The organism is Arthrobacter sp. TmtSoilC48 (assembly GCF_059739425.1).
This window is the reverse complement of sequence record NZ_AP046049.1, coordinates 3,714,106-3,735,712: the sequence shown is the minus strand read 5'-3', so window position 1 is coordinate 3,735,712 and position 21,607 is coordinate 3,714,106. Positions and strand designations below refer to the sequence as shown.

Here is a 21,607-nt window from a genome sequence, read left to right as displayed (position 1 = left end):
ACGTCATCCCAACCCGTCATACCCAGATAAGGAATGAACCCCATGACCATGACAAACGAGCAGGCCGCGTGGTTTGCAGAAACGTTCGAGAAGCTCGTTGCCAACGTGGGCCAGGCCGTTCTGGGCAAGGACCATGTGATCCGCCTCACCTTTACGGCGATGCTGGCTGAAGGCCACGTCCTGTTCGAAGATGCCCCTGGTACTGGCAAGACCTCGCTTGCCCGTGCCTTGGCCGCGACAGTCCAGGGTTCCCACAACCGCATCCAGTTCACTCCCGACCTACTGCCTTCGGACGTCACGGGTGTGACCATCTATGACCAGAAGACCCAGAAATTCGAGTTCCACAAGGGCCCGGTCTTCAACAACATTGTCCTGGCCGATGAGATCAACCGTGCCTCGCCGAAGACCCAGTCGGCGTTGCTGGAGGTCATGGAGGAATCCCGCGTCACCGTGGATGGCACCACGTACGAGGCAGGCCGTCCGTTCATGGTCCTGGCTACGCAGAACCCGATTGAACAGGCCGGTACGTACCGCCTGCCCGAAGCGCAGTTGGACCGGTTCCTGATCAAGACGTCCATAGGCTACCCGGACCACGCTTCCACTGTGAGGCTCCTGGGAGGGGCCAACTTGAAGGACCGTTCCAAGGACCTCACTCCCATCATCACCACCCAGGCCGTGGCTGACATGGCGGATCTCGCCGCCACCACCCATGTGGACACTGCAGTGCTGGAATACATTTCTCGGCTCTGCGAAGAGACACGCAACGCTTCCGAGACCCGCCTTGGCGTCTCCGTCCGTGGTGCTTTGGCCATGGTTCGCGCGGCGAAGGTTTGGGCCGCCGGGCAGGGACGCAACTTTGTTCTTCCAGACGACATCAAGGAACTTGCTCCCGTGGTCTGGACTCACCGTTTGGTGATGGATCCCGAGGCTGAATTCTCCGGTGCGACGCCGGAGGTGGTCCTCGCGCGTGTCCTGGCCGAGGTCGCGGCCCCGCAGCAACGCGCGAGCGCATAGGGCTGTGCGGACGCTTGGCAAAGTAGCCGGTGCCTGGCAGCGCAAACCAGGCATCCAGAAGCCTGGCAAGCTCCACCCCTCGGCCGTATGGGCTGAAGCTGTGGGAATGGCAGGCGAGTTTGTCGCACCGGCATGGACCAAGGTGCGGGACCTGTGGCTTCGTTTCGCCTGGCCTGTCCTTTCCGTGGTGAGTGTGCTCGGCTGGGTTGTCCTTGCTGCGGCTATTGGACTATGGATCGCCGGGCAGTCCTGGGGTTGGCAGGAGGCGAAGTCTGCCGCGATGGTTGCTTTCCTGCTGTTTGTGTTGGCCGTCGGCTTCATCGTGGGCCGTTCGGCTTACGGCGTGGTCCTGGATCTGGCCCGGACCCGTGTGGCGGTGGGGGACGACGCAGTGGGCAGCATCGCAGTGTCCAACGTTTCGGCCAGGCCGCTGTTGCCTGCCGCATTGGAGTTGCCGGTGGGCGCCGCGACGGCTGTCTTCCATTTGCCCCGCATGAAGCCGGCCCAGGTGCATGAGGACCTTTTCACTATTCCGACGGCGCGGCGTGCTGTGATTGTTGTCGGTCCCGTACGCTCCGTGCGTGCGGATCCGCTCCATCTGCTGCGGCGGCGCGTGCTCTGGACTGAGCCGGTGGACCTTTTCGTCCACCCGCGCACCGTACCGTTGGGAGGCTCGGCTGCCGGCTTCATCCGCGACCTTGAAGGCATGCCCACCACGGAACTATCCAGTGCCGATGTGTCCTTCCACGCACTGCGCGACTACGTTCCCGGGGACGACCGCCGTCACATTCACTGGAAGACCACGGCCCGCACCAACAAACTCATGGTCCGGCAGTTCGAGGAAACCCGCCGTGCGCACCTGGCTATTTCCCTGTCCATCAATACGGATGAATACGAATCGGATGGCGAGTTCGAGATGGCGATTTCCGTCGCCGCGTCAATCGGCCGCCAGGCTATCAAAGAGCAGCGTGAGCTGGACGTCCTGACCCAAAAGGGACCGCTCCGCTGTGAAACGGGCCGCAACCTGCTGGACGACATGACCAGGATTGTGGGGACACCCCTGCGGAAGACCGCCGTCGACCTCGCCCGGAACCTCTCGGACACGGTTCCCAACGCATCGGTGGTGTTCATCGTGGTAGGGAGCCACGTCACGGCTACCCAGCTTCGCACCGCGGCCGCGTCCGTTCCGCCGGGCGTTCGCAGCCTGGCCGTCCGCGTCCAACCCGGAGCGGCGCCGTCGAGGGCCAATATTGCAGACCTGACGGTCCTCACCGTTGGCGACCTCGATGACCTGGCAATCGTGCTGAGAAAGGCGGCAGCATGAGCACCGCACCAAATCTTCGCGCACGCCGCAGGGAAACCAACCGCAGGGACACCAACCGCAGGGACACCAACCGCGGCGCCAGGCGTGCCAGCGCAGGCTCGATATTTGCCGACGCCCGGCCCCTTTGGCATTTTGTGGTGGACTGCGGCGCCCTGGTGGTCCTGCTGTTTTTGGGTGTGCTTGGCTTCAGCCTGAGCTTCGGTGGCGATCCGCGCTACATCATCGCCGGGCTGGGCGGCATTTTCCTGGGACTCGGCATAGCGATCCTGAACGCGCACCTTCGTTTGGGACTGCTGATCACCACCGCTCTGGGATTCGGTGCGTACATGCTGTTCGGTTCTGCCTTGGCAGTGCCCGACCCAGCTGTCTTCGGGTTCCTGCCGAGCCTGGAATCGCTGCGGACTTTGCTGCTGGGGATCGTCTTTGCATGGAAGGACATGCTGACGGTCGGCGTGCCCGTGGGCACGGCCAACGGCATGCTCATTGTGCCGTTCCTCAGTTCCATGATCACTGCGCTGGCTGCGGGTTTGTTGACGTGGCGCCTGAAGAGTCCCTATTGGCCGCTGTTGCCGGTACTGGTCCTTTTCGTTACCGGCGTCGCCTTCAGCACCAGCGCGGGTTTCCTTAATGTGGAGCGCGGCGTTTCCTTGACCATTGTCTCGATCGTCTGGGCGGCGTTCCGCCGCGACGCACTCCGGCAGAGCAGCACCAAGACCGTTTCGGCCAACAGGGCGGAGTTCGACGCCGGTGCGGCCCGCCGCGGGAAGTTCCGGCGCCTGGGGACTGCTGCTGCCGTGGTGGTCGCGGCCGTCGGGATCACCGCAGTCGCTTCGCCGCTGGTGACAGCCAGCGACGACCGGAAGGTACTGCGCAACACGATCGTTCCGCCGTTCGATCCCCGCGACTACATCACGCCCCTTGCGAGCTTCCGGAATTTCGTGAAGGACGAGAAAGACCACACGCTGTTCACGGTGAAGGGCCTACCCAAGGATGCACGCGTGCGACTGGCGGCGCTGGATGCCTTTAACGGCCTGAACTACACCATGGATCCCAACAGTTCCGGCAACTTCAGCAAGGTGGGTGACGCCCGTTCGCTGAACACGCTGGCCGATACGGGAAGCCCTGTTGCCGGCACCAATTACACGCTGGAAATCAACATCGAGGATTACCAGGGATATTTTGTCCCGGGAGGCCGCCACACCACAGGCATGAGCTTCCTGGAGAGCTCCGGTGCGGCGTCGGGACTGTACTTTAACGCTGGCACCGATACGGCAGTGACCACCAAGGGCCTGGCAAAGGGCGACAACTACACAGTCCAGGTGTCTGATCCGGGAACCCTTGAACATGGCCAGCTGACGCAGTACGACTTCGCCAAGCTCACGTTGCCCGAAGCCCAGGAAGTACCGCCGATCGTCGCCTCGCAGGCGAACGAGCTCTCGGCTGACGCTCCCACGGCCATCGACCGTGTACGGCAGATAGAAGCCCATTTCCAGAAGAGCGGGGCGTTCAGCAACGGCCTGGTTGCTGACGGCCAGTTGCCCAGTTTGCCTGGCCACAGTGCAGCACGCGTTCGCAGCCTGCTCTCCGCCAAGCAAATGCTGGGTGATGACGAACAGTACGCCGTCGCGATGTCACTCATGCTGCGTCACCTCGGCATCCCTTCGCGCGTTGTCATGGGGTTCTATCCGGATCCCAAGAGCCCGGAAAACGGTGCAGGGGACGTCAAGATCATGGGTAAGGACGTGCACGCGTGGGTGGAAGTGGCCTTCGACCGCGTCGGCTGGGTGTCCTTCGATCCGACTCCGCCCAAGGACAACGTGCCCATCCCGCCGGATCCTGAGAACAAGTCCAAGCCCAAGCCGCAGGTGCTGCAGCCGCCGCCCCCGCCGCAGGAGCCCGCGGACCTCCCGCCGGACTCCACCCCGGATGCCTTGGATGCCGATGAGAAGAAAAACAACCCCTGGCTGTTCTGGGGGCCGCTGCTTGCCGCGATCGGCGTGGCGATGATTCCGCTGGGAATTCTCGCAGTGCCGCTGCTGCTGATACTTCTGCTGAAATCACGACGCCGGAAGGCACGTTTTCGTGATGGCCACCCCGCCCAGCGGGTCGGCGGTGGGTGGAACGAGGTGTTGAGCCTTGCCACTGACATGGGCGCCTCGATTGACCCCAAGTCCACGCGGCGGGAATCGTCTGCCGTCATTGCGGATGCGTTCCCGGTGACCGGAACCACCACCACAATGTTGGCGCACAGGGCTGACGCCGCAGTTTTCGGGGCGGGGCAACCCAGCGAGGAGGAAGTCAAGGACTATTGGGAGATCGTGGATTCCTCGCTTCAGGACATCACAGGAAGCGTTGGTTTCTGGAAGCGGCAGCAGGCCCGGTTCTCGCCGAGGTCTTTGCTTTCCGATGGCCGGGCCGCACTGCGCCGGCGCGAACAGACACCCAGGGTCTCCAGGAAGGGTGCCATCTTCACCAACCGCACCCTGTTCAAGAAGAAGGGCAGCGTTGATGAGTAGTGAAGCTGAGCTGTGCCCGGCCTGCAAACACCCGGTGCGTCCCGGCGCAGTCTTTTGTACTCATTGCGGATCGCCGCTGACCAATCGTGGAGCCCGGAAGGAACGCAACGTCAACCGTGCCCAGGCTGCCGCCCTTGACTTCGCCACCCGGCAAGGCCTGCCCGATCCCGGTAGTATCTCGGTAGTGCCGGCGTCCACAGCACCGATGCAGCCGGGACGTGAAGCTGCTGTAAACGTACATCCGGGGCCAGGGGGAGGGACCACAATGACTGCACAGCTCGAGCTGGTACCGGCATCCGTCGGAAAACGCCTCGGCGCGGCAGTGCTGGACTGGTTGGGACCTGTTGCCGTCCTGACAACCGCGTTCGCACTGGGCATTGCCGGTATCACCCAAACCCGGCGGAACGGCTTTATCGTCTATGACACCGCTCTGCTGGTCCTCTTGGGGAGCATCGGCCTCGGTGTCACCGTCCTGTACATCTTTGTGCTGCTGGGAATCGAAGCCAGGTCCGGAAATACCATTGGTAATCAACTGATGGGAATCCGCAGCTCCGATGCCGACGGCTACGCGCCCGGCGCCGGCGTCGTTTTTGTCCGTGGCATTCTCACGGGCGGGCTCCTCCTGCTGGCGGCAATCCTCGGCGCGGTGCTGTTGGGCGTTGGGTTGCTTGGACTGGTCCTGTGGATCGCCCTCCCTCTTATGGTCCTGGGCGTGGTCTGGGCCGTCCTGGTGGTTGTTTCCAGTGCCTGGGACAGGAACGGCAAGCTGCGTGGATGGCATGACAAAGCCGCGAAGTCCTTGGTGTTCGACGTCCACGCGGGCCGCAACCCGGTTGCCACTGGAGGTATCCAGGGGCCCTACAGCTTCGCGCCCGTGGAGCTACCGCCCGTGCAGCCGGTGGTGTCACCGGTCCCGTCAATGTCGGCTGCCCAGCCCGTGTCCGCACCGCGGCAGGTATCCAATCCGCGGCCAGCTCCTGTTGCCCCCGCACACCCTGACGATGACGTCGAGAGGACGCAGATGCGGCCCGGAACTGCACGGGCGGAAGCCGTGCTCCGGATCCGTGTTGACGACGGCCAGGACGTCGAACTGGGTGGAACCGTCCTGATTGGCCGCAACCCAGCACCCCAGCCCGGGGAAGCTGCCGAGCAATTGTTGAGTGTCTCGGACCCCGGAAGGTCCATCTCCAAGACCCACTTGCATCTCCGGGTTGATGGCGATGGCGTGTGGGTTACGGACCGCAACTCAACCAATGGAAGCGCTTTCACTACGCCCGACGGCCTCCAGACCCGGCTTCATCCGGGGGAAGCAGTTTTCGTCAGACCAGGTTCCACCGTTCACTTCGGGGACCGTTCCTTCCACCTAGGACAAGCATGAACTCACAGCCGGCCAGCCCCGCCGACCCGGATGCCAACGCCGCTGGATCCGCCTTTCAACTCAGCTACGGATACGGGACGGACCGTGGACTGCGTCGCGAACTGAACGAGGACTCGTTCATTGCATCGGATCCGGTCTTCGCGGTGGCCGATGGCATGGGGGGCCATGAGGCAGGCGAAATCGCCAGTGGCGTGTGTGTGCGGACCCTTGGCAGTTCCCCTGTCCTGGCGGCAGGGGTCCGTTCGGCTTCGGCAGCGGACCTGCAGGAGTGCCTGTTAAAGGCCGATGCCAGCATCCGCGAAGCCACGGGAGGGCGCGCGGGCACCACACTCTCCGGCGTCGTGGTGGTGGAACAAATGGGCGTGCCCTATTGGCTGGTCATGAACATTGGGGATTCCCGGACGTATCGCCTCAGCCAGGGTGATTTCGCCCAGGTCAGCGTGGACCATTCAGAAGTCCAGGAACTGGTGGACTCCGGTGACATCACGGCGGAGCAAGCGGCCGTTCATCCGCGCAGGCATGTGGTCACCCGCGCTTTGGGCACTGGCGACGAGACCGAGGCGGACTTCTGGTTGCTGCCCATTCAGGAGGGGGACCGGATCATGGTCTGCTCCGATGGGCTGAACGGCGAACTGGGGGATGACCATCTGTTCCGCATCCTCAGCACCGTGGCCCATCCGCAGGACGCGGTGGATGCCTTGATCCAGGCTGCATTGCGCAGCGGTGGGCGGGACAACGTCACGGTCATTGTGGTGGACGCCAAGAACGTCCTTAACGACGCCGGCATCGCCACCACGGCGCCGCGCCCGGAGACCGAATCCGAGGTGGAGGAAGACACCCTCCCCAGGGCCTGGGTGACAGGAACGGACCAGGAGGAGGGCGTAGATGGAAAGCAGTAACAAGCCACCCCACGCCCGATACCAGCGTGGTGACTGGTTCGGCGTCATCCGTCAGGGCACTGTGGTGCTGCTCGGCCCCGATACCCCGCCTGCCCTGATCGATTCGGTGTGGGAACTTCTGGCGTCGGCGCCCGAAGCCCATGAGGTCCTCCACGAAGTGACCGAGGCTTTCGGGGTTTCCCTCAGCCGTATTCCGCCCTTTGGCATCATCGATTCCAAGGACGCCCTGCGCGTGTTCCTTCGCGGCGACCTTGAACTCGTTGTGAAGATGTCCGCCGGGGAGGAGACGCTCTCTGGACGGGACGTGACTACCTGGACGGAACGCCGGCTCACCGCGGCTGATTCCTACGTCCTGCGGATAGGCGCGGGAACCCGTTCCTCCTCCGTTCCGGCAAACCTTGGTATCCCGGCAAGACCTGGTGAAACCTCGACGCCGGACGGCAGCCTGCCGCTGGGGGAGGGTGTGGTTCTCCTGTCCTCCCTCGAGGTGGTGCTCCAAGCCGGCGCTGTGAATGTTCCGGCGCCTGCTGCGGTTTCCGATGAAACCATGATTGGCTACGACGATGCGGACCTGGGCCTCACCATGGCGCCCGGACATTCCGAAGGTCATGTGCATACCGAAAGCGCTGAAGAATCCTCGGGCGTTCCCGTCCACACCAGCACCACGGATCCCGTAGTTCCTGCGCTGGAGACCACCACCAACTATGACCACCTGTGGGACAAGACGGTGATGCGCAACATCGAGGACGCTGCTGTGCGCGCGGACGAGGAATCCGAGGATCGCGATGCTCCGGCGGCCCATGCCCCTGCGCCACAAAATCCGGTATCAGAAACAGCGCCGTCGGCAACACCCACAGCAGTGCCTGCACTGATCGAGTCCGTTCCCTGGCTGCGCAGCCCCGGCGAGGTGCCTGCCTCTGGGGGACGGGCCGAATCGATTGCTCCGCCGCAAGCCCCTCCCGCTTCAGCGAAGGGCAACCGCCCTGCGCCTCAGGTTCCGACGGAATGGGAGTCGACGCCGGTGGGTTTGGCGTCGATGCCCGCGCCTGGACCCAGCATGCCAACGAATGGTCCGTTCATGGATGGTGTCCCCGCGGAGGTCGATGCTGACCATGACGGGCAGACGATCATGAAGAGCAGCATCGCCAGCCAGGACGCCCAAGGTCCTGGGCCCGGGGTTGCACCGAAGGATGCCCCGGCCGGCAACGGTCCAAGCGTTTTAGCGCGGGTGTGCTCCCAAGGTCATGCCAACCCGCCGACCTACGCTCAATGTGCCACGTGTGGTTTCGCGCTGTCCGGTGATTCGCTTCAGGTCCCGCGACCCCGTCTGGGCAGAATGCGCTTATCCACTGGTGAGCTGATCGATCTGGACCAGTCACTCGTCATCGGCAGGCAGCCGTCAGTGTCCCGCGTGCAAGGCGGCATCATGCCGCGGCTGGTGCAGGTGGAGAGCCCCGGAGGGGACATTTCCCGCTCACACGTCGAGGTTCGGTTGGAGGGTTGGCACGTCATGCTGTGCGACCTCAAAGCGACGAATGGAACCGTGCTCATTCGAGAAGGCCAAGCACCCCGCAGACTCGCCCAAAACGAGATGGCCATCCTTTTGGACGGCGACATAGCTGAGTTGGGCGACGACATTTCATTGCGTTTCGAGGAGATTCTTTGAGTTCCAAGAGGCCCCCCGCGCCGCCTCCACCCATTCCCGGTTTCAAGTACATCAGCCTGCTGGGCTCCGGTGGCTTCTCCGACGTGTACCTCTACGAGCAGGACAGGCCGCGCCGTAAAGTAGCAGTCAAGGTGCTGCTGTCCGACTTGAAGACCGAAGGGGCACGCCGCCGTTTCGAGTCCGAAGCGAACCTGATGGCACAGTTGTCCTCGCACCCGTACATCGTGACGATTTTCGAGGCGGAAATCACGGAGAGCGGCCATTCCTATTTGGCGATGGAATACTGCTCCCGGCCCAGCCTCGATGTCCGCTACCGCCGTCAGCGCTTCAGCGTCGATGAGGTCCTGGCCGTCGGCATCCAGGTGGCATCCGCCGTCGAGACCGCCCACAGGGCCGGCATCGTGCATCGCGATATTAAGCCCGCCAACATCCTGGTCACCGACTACAACCGTCCCGCCCTCACCGACTTCGGCATTTCCGGGACCATTGGGGCCGATACCGAGGACGACGCCGGAATGTCCATCCCGTGGTCACCGCCGGAGCAATTCCGGGGCGGGGCAGTTGACGGCGTTCCGGTGGACATTTGGGCCCTCGGTGCCACCCTGTACACGCTCCTTGCGGGCCGTTCACCATTTGTTCTTCCCGGCCAGGACAACTCTCAGCGGGAACTGATCTCCCGCATCACCAACTCGCCCCTGCCCAGGCTCGGCCGCGCCGATGTTCCGGAGTCGCTGGAACTCGTCCTGTCTACATCCATGGCGAAGTCACCGGAATCCCGCTACTCGTCGGCCCACGCTTTTGCCTTGGCGTTGCAGCGGATCCAGACCGAGCTGAATTTGTCCGTGACTCCCTTCGAGGTGCTCGAGGAACCGGGCCACGGAGACGAGCAACACCCGGACGACAACTTCGAGGAAACGCGCGTCCGCAGTATCGCTTCGATCGATCCGGACGCGTCGGGAACCGCTACCACTGGTTCGGCTCCCACGTTCCCGGCACGGACCTTCCCGTCCACTGTGCCGGGCGCCACCCAGACTCCTCCCCAGCCAGGCCAGGCTCCTGCCCAGCCAGCCCAGGCTCCTGCCCAGCAAGCCCCAGCGCAATTCCAAGCGCCGGTTTGGGACTACCGGCAGGTTGGCCAACCGGACGTGGCGGAGTCGACGGTACTCCGAGGCTGGCAGCCTTCACGTCCACAGGACGACGTGGGCGCAACAGTCCGGCGCTCCCAGGCGCCTGCAGGGGCATCGCCGGCGTCCCAAGCCGCTGCTCCCGGCGCGGATCATGGCAAGCGCAATCTGTGGCTGGCGGCGACGGGTGCCACGGTTTTGGTGGTCGCCATTGTGGTGGGCGTGGTCCTGGGTGCCCAGGCGCAGCCGAAGGTTGCGCCCACGGAGACGGCGAGTAAGCCGGCGGTCGACGCCTTGGGCGATGGTGGGGTTCCGGACGTGGAAGGTTTGGTCGGCAAGCGCAGGCCGGGCAAACCCGACTTCGCAGATTTCGAGTGGAAGAACCCGCAGCCCAAGGAGGGCGACACGTACAAATGGCGCTACAAGACGGTTGTCCTCAGCGAAAGTGAATACAGCAACTCCGAACTGGAACCACGTGCACTGGCCTATGGTACGGAGTCGCCGCTCTGCATCCAGGTACTGATAGTCCGTGCTGACGGCAGTGCCTCGTCCGGGGGCGAGGGTTCTGTCGCCTGCGTGGACTAGCTGCCAGCACATGAAACTCTTTTACGGCCATCTGAGGAGGCACAGATCATGGGGGATCTAGCAATAGATTTCTGTGGCGAATGGTACGAACCATCCGACGAAGACGTCTTTGACATCGGCAGGGAAGGCGACCTGGAGGTTGACGACAACCCTTACCTGCATCGGCGCTTTTTGCAGATTGCACGGTATGACGGCATGTGGTGGCTCAGCAACGTAGGCAGCATGCTCTCTGCTACGGTCGCGGACGGATCGGGCGGCATGCAGGCCTGGCTGGCTCCCGGCGCGCGGATTCCACTCGTTTTCAGCCACACCAACGTCATCTTCACTGCGGGGCCCACCACGTACGAGTTCGCCGTGCATTTGAAGACGCCGTCCTTCCGGCATGAAGCCAGGGACGAGGACCAAGCGGGGGACACCACCATCGGGCCTGTGGTCTTTACCGACTCGCAGAAAGCCCTGATCGTCGCCCTCGCTGAGCCCATGCTGCGCCGTGATGGCACCGGCTTCAGCGCTATTCCGTCGTCGGCGGAGGCGGCCAAGAGGCTTGGTTGGGCCCTGACCCGCTTCAATCGCAAGCTGGACAACGTCTGCGACAAATTGGACCGCGTGGGCGTAGTGGGCCTGCGTGGTGGCGCCGGCAAACTCGCCACCAACCGCCGTGCCCGCTTGGTGGAGCACGCCGTGACCTCGCACCTGGTAACAGCCGCGGACCTGTACCTTCTGGAATCCATGTCTGGAGTAGACGAAGCATGAAGTTCCGCTTGACCCTGCGGCGAGACCCCGCGGAAGCGAAGGACCTCGCCGTTACGGTGGATGGTCGCGCCACCGTGGCGGACATCGCCACCGAACTTTGGGTTGCCGACCCCGCGCGCAAGGGCACCGAACCGCCGTCGAACCTGTCCATCAGCGTGGACGAAGCGTTCGTGGGCGGCGGGCTTTCCGGCCATGTCCTCAGGCCCTCGGACAACCTGCTCGAGTCCGGACTGCGGCCCGGCTCCAAGGTTTCGCTCGCGCAGGTGGGCGAGCAGTTCGCGTCGAACGGTAACGGTGGTACCAACGGCCAAAACCGGGGACCAGCCGCGGCGACGTTGCGCGTCATGTCAGGGCCCGACGTCGGACGCGAATTTTCGCTGCCTTTCGGCACCAGCTACATCGGCCGGGACAGGGACGCGGACATCCGTCTCTCGGATCCGCTGACGTCCAAGCGCCACGCACGCATCACAGTTGGCGAGACCGTGGAGATCGTGGACACGAACTCGGCCAACGGACTCCTCATGGAAGGTTTGCCGGTCACACGGGCAACGCTTGAATCCTCCGATACGGTGACCTTGGGCGATACCACCGTTGGGGTTGTGTCACTGTCGCGGAACCATGGCGGCGGCCCATCATCGCCGCTGGTGGACTTCAACCGCTCGCCTCGTGTGCTGCCGAGGTTTGAGTCTCCCAAACGTGTGCCGCCGGCCGGGCCGAAACGGCCTGAACACCAACCATTCCCGTACATCATGTTGATCGCACCGCTGCTGATGGGTGGCGTCCTCTTCGCCTTCACCCAGAACCTGCTCTCGGTGCTTTTCATGGCCATGATGCCGCTGTTCATCGTTGGCCACTATGTGGACCACAAGATGCAGGGCAAGCGCCAGGCGAAGGAAGGCCATAAGCAGTTCCAGGCTTCCATGCTTGCGTTCCGGGAGGACATTGACCGGCAACAGAACATTGAACGGGCCGTGCGGCTGCAGGAAGCACCATCGGTCAGCGATACCGTGGATGCGATCTACAAACTCGGCCCCCTCCTGTGGACCAACCGTCCTGAGCATCAGCATTTCCTTGGTGTCCGGTTCGGACTCGGATCTTCGCCGTCGCGGATTCAGTTCGAAGAACCCGGTGCCAACGAAACCGAACCCCGGTACATGAGGGAAATCCAGGAATGCCTGCAGCAGGTCCGTGTCATTGATGGCGTGCCGATCGTGTCCCAGCTGCGCACTTCGGGTTCGTTCGGCGTGGCAGGGGACCGCAACGTGGTGGACGATGTCGCCCGGGGCATGGTGCTTCAGCTGGTGGGACTCCACTCGCCTGCGGAGGTGGTGCTGACTGCATTGACCTCGGCCCGCTCGCGTGAGCGCTGGGACTGGTTGCAGTGGCTCCCGCACGTTGGTTCCGGTCACAGCCCGCTCTCCGGCGACCATCTGGCCGCCGGCCCTGCTGCCGGTGCCTCGCTGCTCTCGCGCCTGGAGGACTTGGTGGAGCAGCGCGAGGCCCAGGCCAATGAGCCTGGTCCGCAGCCACGCCCCGCGCTCAAGGACGAGCACGAAGAGATTCCAGGCCCCGTGGTACCTGCTGTCCTGGTGGTCGTTGAGGACGATGCACCTGTGGACCGGGGACGGCTGACGCGGCTGGTGGAACGCGGCCCGGACTTCGGGGTGCACGTCATGTGGGTGGCAGCGAATGTGCAGTCCCTGCCTGCTGCTTGCCGGGACTTCCTCTCCGTCGACGGCGATCACGGCACCACTACCGGCCAAGTACGGCTTGGCCGCCACACCTACCCTGTGAGCTGCGAAAGCCTCGACGCCGGTCTCGCCACGCAGCTGGCGCGCATGATGTCGCCGTTGGTGGATGTCGGAAATCCGCTCGAGGACGATTCGGACCTCCCGCGTGCCGTTTCCTATGCCACTTTGATCGGCAAGGAACTCATGGACAACCCGCAGGCCGTTGCCGAACGCTGGCAGGAGAACAATTCAGTCCATGCCACGGCGGTGCCCAACCGCAAGGACAACGGAAGCCTGCGTGCCTTGGTGGGCTCCAAGGGCGTTGAACCGTTCTACCTGGACCTTAAGAATGAAGGACCCCACGCGCTCGTGGGCGGAACCACCGGCGCAGGTAAATCGGAGTTCCTTCAGTCGTGGGTGATGGGAATGGCAGCGGCCTACAGCCCGGACCGCGTCAGCTTCCTGTTCGTGGACTACAAGGGTGGTGCCGCCTTTGCGGACTGCCTGCACCTGCCCCACACCGTGGGGCTCGTCACCGACCTGTCTCCGCACCTGGTACGCAGGGCCCTGACCTCGTTGCGGGCCGAACTTCACTATCGGGAACGCCTGCTGAACCGTAAGAAGGCCAAGGACCTGCTGGCGCTGCAGCGGGAAGCAGACCCCGAGGCGCCGCCGTACCTCATCATCATCGTGGACGAATTCGCGGCGCTTGCCACCGAAGTCCCTGAGTTCGTTGACGGCGTGGTGGACGTTGCTGCCCGTGGACGTTCGCTGGGTTTGCACCTGATCCTCGCCACCCAGCGCCCCGCGGGTGTCATCAAGGACAACCTGCGTGCAAACACGAACCTCCGGGTCGCGTTGCGCATGGCTGATGAAGTGGATGCCGTGGACATTCTTGGCGTCCCCACGGCGGCATACTTCGACCCGTCCATTCCAGGCCGTGGTGCGGCGAAAACCGGCCCGGGCCGCATCCAGGGGTTCCAGACCGGATACGCGGGTGGCTGGACCACCGAGAAGCCGCAGCGCCCCCGGATCGACATCGTGGAGATGGCCTTCGGATCCGGTCCCTCCTGGGAGCCGCCGCCTGCCACAGCTGTGGAGGAAGAACCTGCGGGCCCCAACGACATCGCCAGAATGACAGGCAACATTATCCGGGCCGCGGACTTCCTGGCGATTGAGCCACCACGCAAGCCGTGGTTGAACGAACTCGCCATGACCTACGACTTCTCCAAATTGCCAAACCCGCGCACGGACGAGCGGCTCCTGCTGGGCGTGGCCGATGACCCCGCACACCAGGACCAGCCCACAGTGTTCTATGAACCGGACAAGGACGGCAACATGGCCGTCTACGGTACGGGTGGTTCGGGCAAGTCGGCGGCGCTGCGCGGAATCGCGATCGCCGCCGCCGTCACACCTCGTGGTGGGCCCGTCCACGTGTATGGCATCGACTGTGGGTCTTCAGGTTTGAAGATGCTGGAGGGACTCCCGCACGTGGGGGAGGTCATCAACGGGGACGATGTGGAGCGGGTTGGCCGCCTTCTGCGCTGGCTCAAGGAAATTGCCGATGACCGCGCCGCCCGGTTCGCCGAGGTCCGGGCCTCCACCATTGTTGAATACCGGCAGCTCGCAAACCGTCCGGACGAAAAGCGTATCTTCATCCTGGTGGACGGCATGTCCGCCTTCCGTGAAGGCTATGAGTACAGCAACCTGTCCGCGCTGTGGGACATCTTCCTCCAGCTGGCAACGGATGGACGTCCCCTTGGTATCCACCTGGTAGTGAGCGGTGACCGAACCAACTCCGTGCCGGCGTCGCTCCTTGCCTCGATCCAAAAACGCCTGGTCCTGCGTCTGAGCTCCGAAGACGACTACATGACGCTCGATGTGCCCAAGGACGTCCTCAACTCAGCCTCGCCCCCCGGCCGCGGTTTGCTCGATGGCCTGGAAGTCCAACTAGCCGTGCTGGGTGGCAACTCGAACCTGGCGCTGCAGGCCCGCGAAGTGTCCAAACTCAGCCAGGCCATGGTGCGCCAGGGCCTGGAGCAGGCGCCAAAGATACAGCGGCTTCCGGAACTCGTGGATTTGGATATCCTGCCCACGGGCGCCCCGGACAATCCTGTTATTGGCGTGGACGATGAGACCTTGGGTTCGGCCACCATCGCTGCAAAGGGTTCGCTTCTGCTCGCGGGACCGCCGGGTGCCGGACGCACAGTTGCCTTGGTCACGTTGGCGTATGCCCTGCGGCGGTCCAACCCGCGGACGGACCTTATCTACATCGGCTCCCGCCGCTCTGCGGTTGCCTCCCTGAACATCTGGAGCAGGTCCCTGGTGGGGCCTGACGAGGTCTCGGACGTGGTGGATGATCTCATCGACAAAGCCACGGACAACCCGGGCACCATGGCCATCTTCATAGAGGGCCTGACGGAGTTCACGGACACGTTGGCGGAATCGGGCGTGGGACGGTTGGTCACGGCTGCCATCAAGGCCGATCAATGGGTTGTTGGCGAATCCGAAACGTCCACGTGGTCCCAGGCATGGTCCTTGGCCCAGCCCTTCAAATCGGGCAGGCGTGGACTGTTGCTCAACCCTGGGGATGTGGAGGGGGATACCCTCCTTAACACCTCGCTGGGCCGGATCAGCAAGGACTTCATCCCTGGCCGCGGGTACATCGTGGGACGTGGAAAGGTACGCAAGCTGCAGGTCGCCATGCCGCCGGAGAACCGTAGCTAGGAACTGGCTGGTACGGGCCCCACTCCGCCAGGACAATAATGTCCGCGGCTTGCGGCAAGATAGACCTGTGAGCACACCAGAGAATCCAGATCCGGTCGACACCACAACCCAGGATGCCGCTGCGGCCATCGTCGCAGAAGAGGGAGCACCTCCGTCGGAAAGCCTGCGGGATGAGTATGAGCAACTTGCGGACCTCGTTCGCAAGTACCGGTATGCCTATTACCAAGAGGACGCGCCCACGGTTTCCGACGCCGAGTTCGATGAACTCTACCGTCGCCTGGAAGAAATCGAAGCGCTGCATCCGGAACTCGTTTCCAATGACTCGCCTACGCAGGAAGTCGGCGGCGAAGTCTCTGCCGCCTTTACTGCCGTCGCGCATCTACAGCGGATGTACAGCCTGGACGACGTCTTTTCCCTTGAGGAGCTCGAAGCCTGGGTACGTAAGGCTGAAGCTTCCGTGGCCAAGCTCGGGGACAGCGTCCCGCCCATTGCCTGGCTGACTGAACTGAAAATCGATGGACTCGCCGTCAACCTGCTGTACAGGGACGGGAAATTGGTGCGCGCTGCCACCCGGGGTGACGGCACAACAGGTGAGGACATCACTCATAACGTGCTCACCATCCGGGAGATCCCGCGTCAACTCAGCGGCTCGGGTTATCCTTCGGAAGTTGAAATCCGTGGGGAAGTATTCATTCCTTCCAAGGCGTTCGTTGAGTTCAACGAAGCCCTGGTTGCAGCAGGCAAGGCCCCACTCGCCAATCCACGCAATGCGGCTGCGGGCTCGCTCCGCCAGAAGGACCCGGCCGAAACAGCAAAGCGTCCACTGAGCATGTTCGTTCACGGCATCGGTGCCCGGGAGGGCCTGAATGCCATGAGCCAATCCGAAACCTATAAGTTGCTGGCTGACTGGGGGCTGCCTGTCAGCCCCTATTTCAAGGTTCTGGATTCCTTTGAAGGCGTCCTGCAATTCATCGCCCATTATGGCGAGCACCGGCACGACCTCCTTCATGAAATCGATGGCATCGTGGTCAAAATTGATGACTTTGCCACACAACGCGCCCTCGGCTACACTTCCCGCGTCCCCAGATGGGCAGCCGCCTACAAATACCCGCCGGAGGAAGTCCACACCAAGCTTTTGGACATCCTCGTCAACGTGGGCCGCACGGGGCGCGTCACGCCGTTTGGAATGATGGAGCCGGTGAAGGTCGCGGGTTCCACCGTGGGAATGGCCACTCTGCACAACCAGGATGTGGTCAAGGCCAAAGGCGTCATGATCGGCGACATCGTGATTCTCCGCAAGGCCGGTGACGTGATCCCCGAGATCGTTGGACCCGTGCTGGCGCTGCGAGACCAACAGGACCCACCCGTGCGCGAATTCGTGATGCCCACCGAGTGCCCGTCCTGCGGTACGCCATTGGCACCGGCAAAAGAAAGCGACGTGGACATCCGTTGCCCCAATGCCAAGTCCTGCCCGTCGCAGCTGCGTGAGCGTGTTTTCCATCTGGCTGGCCGCGGTGCGTTCGATATCGAGGCCCTGGGCTGGGAAGCAGCGATCGCCTTGACGCAGCCGGCAGAGCCGGAGACTCCTCCGTTGACCAGCGAAGCCGCGCTGTTCACGTTGAAGCCTGAGGATCTGGCGAATGTCATGATCCGCCGGGAGAAGAGGTCCAAGGGCGTAGGCACGGGCCAGTATGAGCTTGTTCCGTACTTCTACTCAAGGGGAACGGCCAAGTCGCCTTCAAAGCCAACGGCAACCACGGAAAAACTCTTTGCCGAGCTGGAGAAAGCGAAGAAGCAGCCTCTGTGGCGTGTCCTCGTGGCATTGTCCATTCGCCATGTGGGACCCACAGCCTCCCGTGCCCTTGCGACGGCCTTCGGCAGCATGGACGCGATCCGCAACGCCAGTGAAGAGCAGCTTGCGCATGTTGACGGCGTCGGACCCACCATCGCGGCGGCCCTGAAGGAATGGTTCGCCGTGGACTGGCACAACGAGATCGTGGACAGCTGGGCAGCTGCCGGAGTGCGGATGGAAGACGAACGCGATACCAGCGTGCCGCGAACCCTTGAGGGCCTCACCATCGTGGTTACGGGGACCCTGCCAAACTTCAGCCGGGACGAAGCCAAGGAAGCCATCATCATTCGTGGCGGGAAGGCCTCCGGCTCGGTGTCCAAGAACACCAGCTACCTCGTGGCTGGTGAAAGTGCCGGGACCAAGCTGGATAAGGCCGAGCAACTCGGTGTTCCGATTTTGGATGAGGACGGCTTCCGCGAGTTGTTGGAGAAGGGCCCGGCGAACACCGAGGCCGACGCTGACGCTGCAGCCGAGGCCGATGCTGCAGAGACAGTGAAAGCAGAAGCAGAATGACCGACGCCATCGAGCTGCTCGCCGTAGCGAAACACGCTGCTGCTGCGGGCGCGGCTGTCCTGTCCCGGAGGGCTGCCGCGGGCACAGGCGGCGTGGGATTGGGAATATCCAACAAAGGCGATGCCGGCGATTGGGTGACCGAGTTCGACGTCGCAGCAGAGAACGCAGTCCGCGAGGCTATCCTTGCGGCCCGGCCGAACGACGCCATCACGGGGGAGGAGCACGGCACCACCCGGCCCCAGCGAGCCTCGGGTTACCGCTGGTCCATTGATCCCCTTGATGGCACCACCAACTTCATCCGCAACATCGTCTATTACGCCACGTCGGTGGCCGTGGCGGATGCCGACGGCGTCTGGCTGGCGGGAGTAGTTCATGCGCCGGCCCTGGGTCGGGTCTACTCGGCCGCCCGGGGCGGGGGCGCCTGGTTGGAAGTCGCGGGGGAGACTACCCGTTTGGCGGGCCCCGTTCCCGGACGCACCGGCCTCATCCTTGCCACGGGATTCAGTTACGATCCCGATACCCGTGCCAATCAGGCAGAAGGCCTCGCCGAACTGATGAACGGCTTCGCGGATGTTCGGAGGCTGGGGTCCGCGGCGTTGGATCTGTGCCTGGTGGCAGATGGCACCTACGACGCCTTTGGGGAGCGCGGATTGAACGAGCATGATTTCTCTGCCGGCGCCCTGATCGCCGAAGAAGCGGGCTGTTGGGTGCGAAGGCCACGGCTCGCGAGCCCACTCGACGGCGGTCCAACACTTGAGGATCGCCTGGCCGCGTGGACGTGCGCAGGAGCCTTGGAGCTGTCCGGCAAATTTCCCCTGTGACCTTCCTGTACCCATGACCAGCATCCCCTCGCCGTGATCAAGACCCTCGCCATCGCCAACTACCGCTCCATCCGCGATCTTGCGATTGAGCTGCATGGCCTGGACGTGGTGACAGGGGCCAACGGCAGTGGCAAATCCTCCCTGTACCGTGCGCTGCGCCTGCTGGCCGAATGCGCCGGTGGCGACTCCGGAAACGTGGTGGGATCGTTGGCCAGGGATGGCGGACTGGCATCGACGCTGTGGGCCGGTCCTGAATCAATCAGCGAGGCAATGCGGCGGGGCGAAGTTCCGGTCCAAGGTACCGTCCGCCGGGATTCCGTCAACCTGAAACTGGGGTATTCGGGTGACGACTTCGGTTACCTTGTGGACTTGGGCATGCCCGTGTCCAGTGGCGCCGGCTTTGACCAGGAAACAGGCAGGCCCCGCCCTTCGGCTTTTAGCCTGGATCCCGAGGTCAAGCGCGAGCAGATCTTTTCCGGACCGATCGCAAGGCCAGGTTCCCTGTTGGTGGATCGCAAAGGAAGCCTTGCGAAGCTCCGTGGGCCTGACGGTGAATGGACCGAACTCTCGCGCCGGCTGGATACTTTCCAAAGCATGCTGACGGAAGTTTCGGACCAGGACCGGGCTCCTGAAGTACTGCGGGTCCGGGACTCCGTGCGTTCCTGGCGGTTCTACGATCACTTCCGGACAGATGCCGAAGCCCCGGCCCGGCAGGCGCAACTCGGCACCCGCACTCCCGTGCTGCACCACAGCGGGAAGGACCTGGCCGCGGCGCTGCAGACCCTGCGTGAAGTGGGATTTGAACGGCAGCTGGACGCAGCGATCGATCACGCCTTTCCGGGAAGCCGCCTCGAAATAGCCGTAAGCGACGGCCGCTTCACCGTTGAGTTGCGGCAGCCTGGGATGCTGCGGCCCATGAAAGCGGCCGAACTCTCGGATGGTACGTTACGCTTCCTGCTCCTGACCGCCGCGTTGCTCACTCCCCGGCCTCCGGAATTGATGGTTCTCAACGAACCCGAGACGAGCCTCCACATCGACCTGATGCCGGCACTGGCTGGACTTATCATCCAAGCCAGTGCCAACAGCCAGATCATCGTGGTGACACACTCCGAAGCGCTGCTCAGGGCGCTCCGGGAAAGCGGAGCGGCCCATGAGCACGAGCTTTACAAGGATCTGGGCGAGACCAGGATCAAGGGACTCGGATCCCTGGAAGGCCCATTGTGGAGTTGGCCCAAACGCTGACCTCGAACCACAGCGCCAGGCACGCGGCCGGGGCCAGCCAGTCATCAGAAGGCCGAACCGATGGATGTGAGCTGCTGCGCCGCGGAACCGGAGAAGCGGTTCCCTGGGCGTGCCAGCCCGTAGTGTCCGCGCAGCGTCGACGCGGTGTATTCGGTGCGGAACAGGCCACGCTGCTGAAGGATCGGCACTACCTGGTCCACGAAGACCTCCAGCCCGGACGGCAGGACGGGCGGCATGATGTTGAAGCCATCGGCGGCGCCTGCCTGGAACCAGTCCTGGATGGCATCGGCCACTTGCTCCGGCGTCCCTGAGAAGGTGCGGTGCCCACGTCCGCCGCCCAAACGGCCGATCAGTTGCCGGACCGTAAGCTGTTCACGGCGGGCAAGCTCCACGATCAGCGTGTACCGGCTCTTGGCTCCCTCAATCTCGTCCTCGGAGGGGAGGTCCGCAGGCAATTGCTGGTCCAGCGGAAGGTCCGCGGGTGCCACCCGCAGGGTCCTTGCCAGCTGTTCGCGGGCGTATTCAGGCTTGATCAGCTCGTCGAGTTCACGCTCGAGCTTCAGCGCTTCTGCCTCAGTGGAACCAATGACCGGGACGATGCCGGGCAGGATCTTGATGCCCTCGGGATCGCGCCCCACGGCCAGGGTGCGGGCCTTCAAATCGGCGTAGAAAGCCTGCGCATCCTCCACTGTCTGGTGGGCTGTGAACACGGCCTCGGCGTACTGGGCGGCGAGCTTCTTACCGTCTTCCGAGGACCCCGCCTGCACGATCAGCGGGTGGCCCTGCGGGGAACGGGGGACGTTAAGGGGACCACGTACGCGGAAATGCTTGCCTTCGTGCTCGATGGTGCGGATCTTGGTGTCATCACCCCAGACTCCCTCCGCTTTGTCGGCCAGCACGGCGTCGTCTTCCCAGCTGTCCCACAGCTTCTGGGCTACTTCGATGAATTCGGCCGCCCGCTCGTAACGGACGGCATGCGCAGGCTGGTCATCCACGCCGAAGTTTCGCGCAGCGTCCGGCCCCGCCGTCGTGACGACATTCCAACCGGCGCGACCACCGCTGACCCAGTCCACCGAGGCGAAGCGCCGTGCCAGGTTGAAGGGGTCGTTGTAGGTGGTGGAGGCTGTGGCGATCAGGCCGATCTTCCGGGTTGCCGCCGCGATGGCGGTCAGCAGCACCGTGGGTTCCAGCTTGCCGGCAGGGCGACGGCCCACCTCGCCGAAGAGGACGGGGGAGTCCGCGAAGAAGATGGAGTCGAGTTTTCCGCGTTCCGCCGTGCGGGCCAGATGCTGGTAGTGCTCCACCTTGGTGGAGGCGAAAGGATCACTTTCCGGCAGGCGCCAGGAGGCCTCGTGATGGCCAGTGCTCATCAGGAAGGCGTTGAGGTGGAGTTGGCGTTGTGGGGCGGGCATGGGTTTCTCCTTGATTCTGGTGAGGGGTTATTTCTGGTGTGGGTTGGGTTC

13 protein-coding genes are annotated in these 21,607 nt (G+C 63.6%); 12 read left to right on the top strand and 1 reads right to left on the bottom strand.

Going from position 1 to position 21,607, the window contains the following annotated elements:
- The first annotated feature begins 42 nt into the window (after positions 1-42).
- The 12 genes from AC6I97_RS17300 to AC6I97_RS17245 all read left to right on the top strand — a co-directional run bounded on the left by AC6I97_RS17300 (position 43) and on the right by AC6I97_RS17245 (position 20,144).
- Entirely contained in the window at positions 43-1,014 is a 972-nt protein-coding gene (locus tag AC6I97_RS17300) for an AAA family ATPase (protein WP_224091994.1), read from the top strand.
- 106 nt (positions 1,015-1,120) lie between these two features.
- Positions 1,121-2,338 (top strand): DUF58 domain-containing protein, encoded by a 1,218-nt coding sequence (locus AC6I97_RS17295; protein WP_497947164.1) that lies wholly within the window; start codon positions 1,121-1,123, stop codon positions 2,336-2,338.
- On the top strand, positions 2,335-4,854 hold the full coding sequence (locus AC6I97_RS17290; protein WP_497945539.1) for a transglutaminase-like domain-containing protein: 2,520 nt from the start codon (positions 2,335-2,337) through the stop codon (positions 4,852-4,854). Before AC6I97_RS17295 ends, AC6I97_RS17290 begins: the two co-directional genes overlap by 4 nt.
- On the top strand, positions 4,847-6,232 hold the full coding sequence (locus tag AC6I97_RS17285; protein ID WP_497945538.1) for an RDD family protein: 1,386 nt from the start codon (positions 4,847-4,849) through the stop codon (positions 6,230-6,232). The genes AC6I97_RS17290 and AC6I97_RS17285 overlap by 8 nt, the downstream gene beginning before the upstream one ends.
- Positions 6,229-7,131 carry a PP2C family protein-serine/threonine phosphatase gene (locus tag AC6I97_RS17280; protein ID WP_497945537.1) on the top strand — a complete coding sequence of 301 codons (903 nt, stop codon included), beginning with the start codon at positions 6,229-6,231 and terminating at the stop codon, positions 7,129-7,131. Before AC6I97_RS17285 ends, AC6I97_RS17280 begins: the two co-directional genes overlap by 4 nt.
- Entirely contained in the window at positions 7,118-8,797 is a 1,680-nt protein-coding gene (locus AC6I97_RS17275; RefSeq protein ID WP_497945536.1) for an FHA domain-containing protein, read from the top strand. Before AC6I97_RS17280 ends, AC6I97_RS17275 begins: the two co-directional genes overlap by 14 nt.
- Positions 8,794-10,506 carry a serine/threonine-protein kinase gene (locus AC6I97_RS17270; RefSeq protein WP_497945534.1) on the top strand — a complete coding sequence of 571 codons (1,713 nt, stop codon included), beginning with the start codon at positions 8,794-8,796 and terminating at the stop codon, positions 10,504-10,506. Before AC6I97_RS17275 ends, AC6I97_RS17270 begins: the two co-directional genes overlap by 4 nt.
- Positions 10,507-10,554: 48 nt before the next feature.
- Positions 10,555-11,259: a hypothetical protein gene (locus AC6I97_RS17265; RefSeq protein ID WP_224092011.1), complete on the top strand. Its 705-nt coding sequence runs from the start codon at positions 10,555-10,557 to the stop codon at positions 11,257-11,259.
- Positions 11,256-15,716, top strand: a complete 4,461-nt coding sequence (locus AC6I97_RS17260) for a type VII secretion EssC family protein (RefSeq protein ID WP_497945532.1) — start codon at positions 11,256-11,258, stop codon at positions 15,714-15,716. Before AC6I97_RS17265 ends, AC6I97_RS17260 begins: the two co-directional genes overlap by 4 nt.
- 67 nt (positions 15,717-15,783) lie before the next feature.
- Entirely contained in the window at positions 15,784-18,081 is a 2,298-nt protein-coding gene (gene ligA / locus AC6I97_RS17255) for an NAD-dependent DNA ligase LigA (RefSeq protein ID WP_497945531.1), read from the top strand.
- Positions 18,078-18,902, top strand: a complete 825-nt coding sequence (locus AC6I97_RS17250) for an inositol monophosphatase family protein (protein WP_497945529.1) — start codon at positions 18,078-18,080, stop codon at positions 18,900-18,902. The genes ligA and AC6I97_RS17250 overlap by 4 nt, the downstream gene beginning before the upstream one ends.
- A 33-nt stretch (positions 18,903-18,935) precedes the next feature.
- Entirely contained in the window at positions 18,936-20,144 is a 1,209-nt protein-coding gene (locus tag AC6I97_RS17245) for an AAA family ATPase (protein WP_309927700.1), read from the top strand.
- Positions 20,145-20,188: 44 nt separating this feature from the next.
- Here the strand turns inward: AC6I97_RS17245 and AC6I97_RS17240 are convergent, their stop codons facing one another.
- Positions 20,189-21,556, bottom strand: coding sequence for an LLM class flavin-dependent oxidoreductase (locus AC6I97_RS17240; RefSeq protein WP_309927701.1), 1,368 nt, complete (start codon positions 21,554-21,556; stop codon positions 20,189-20,191).
- Positions 21,557-21,607: the final 51 nt, after the last annotated feature.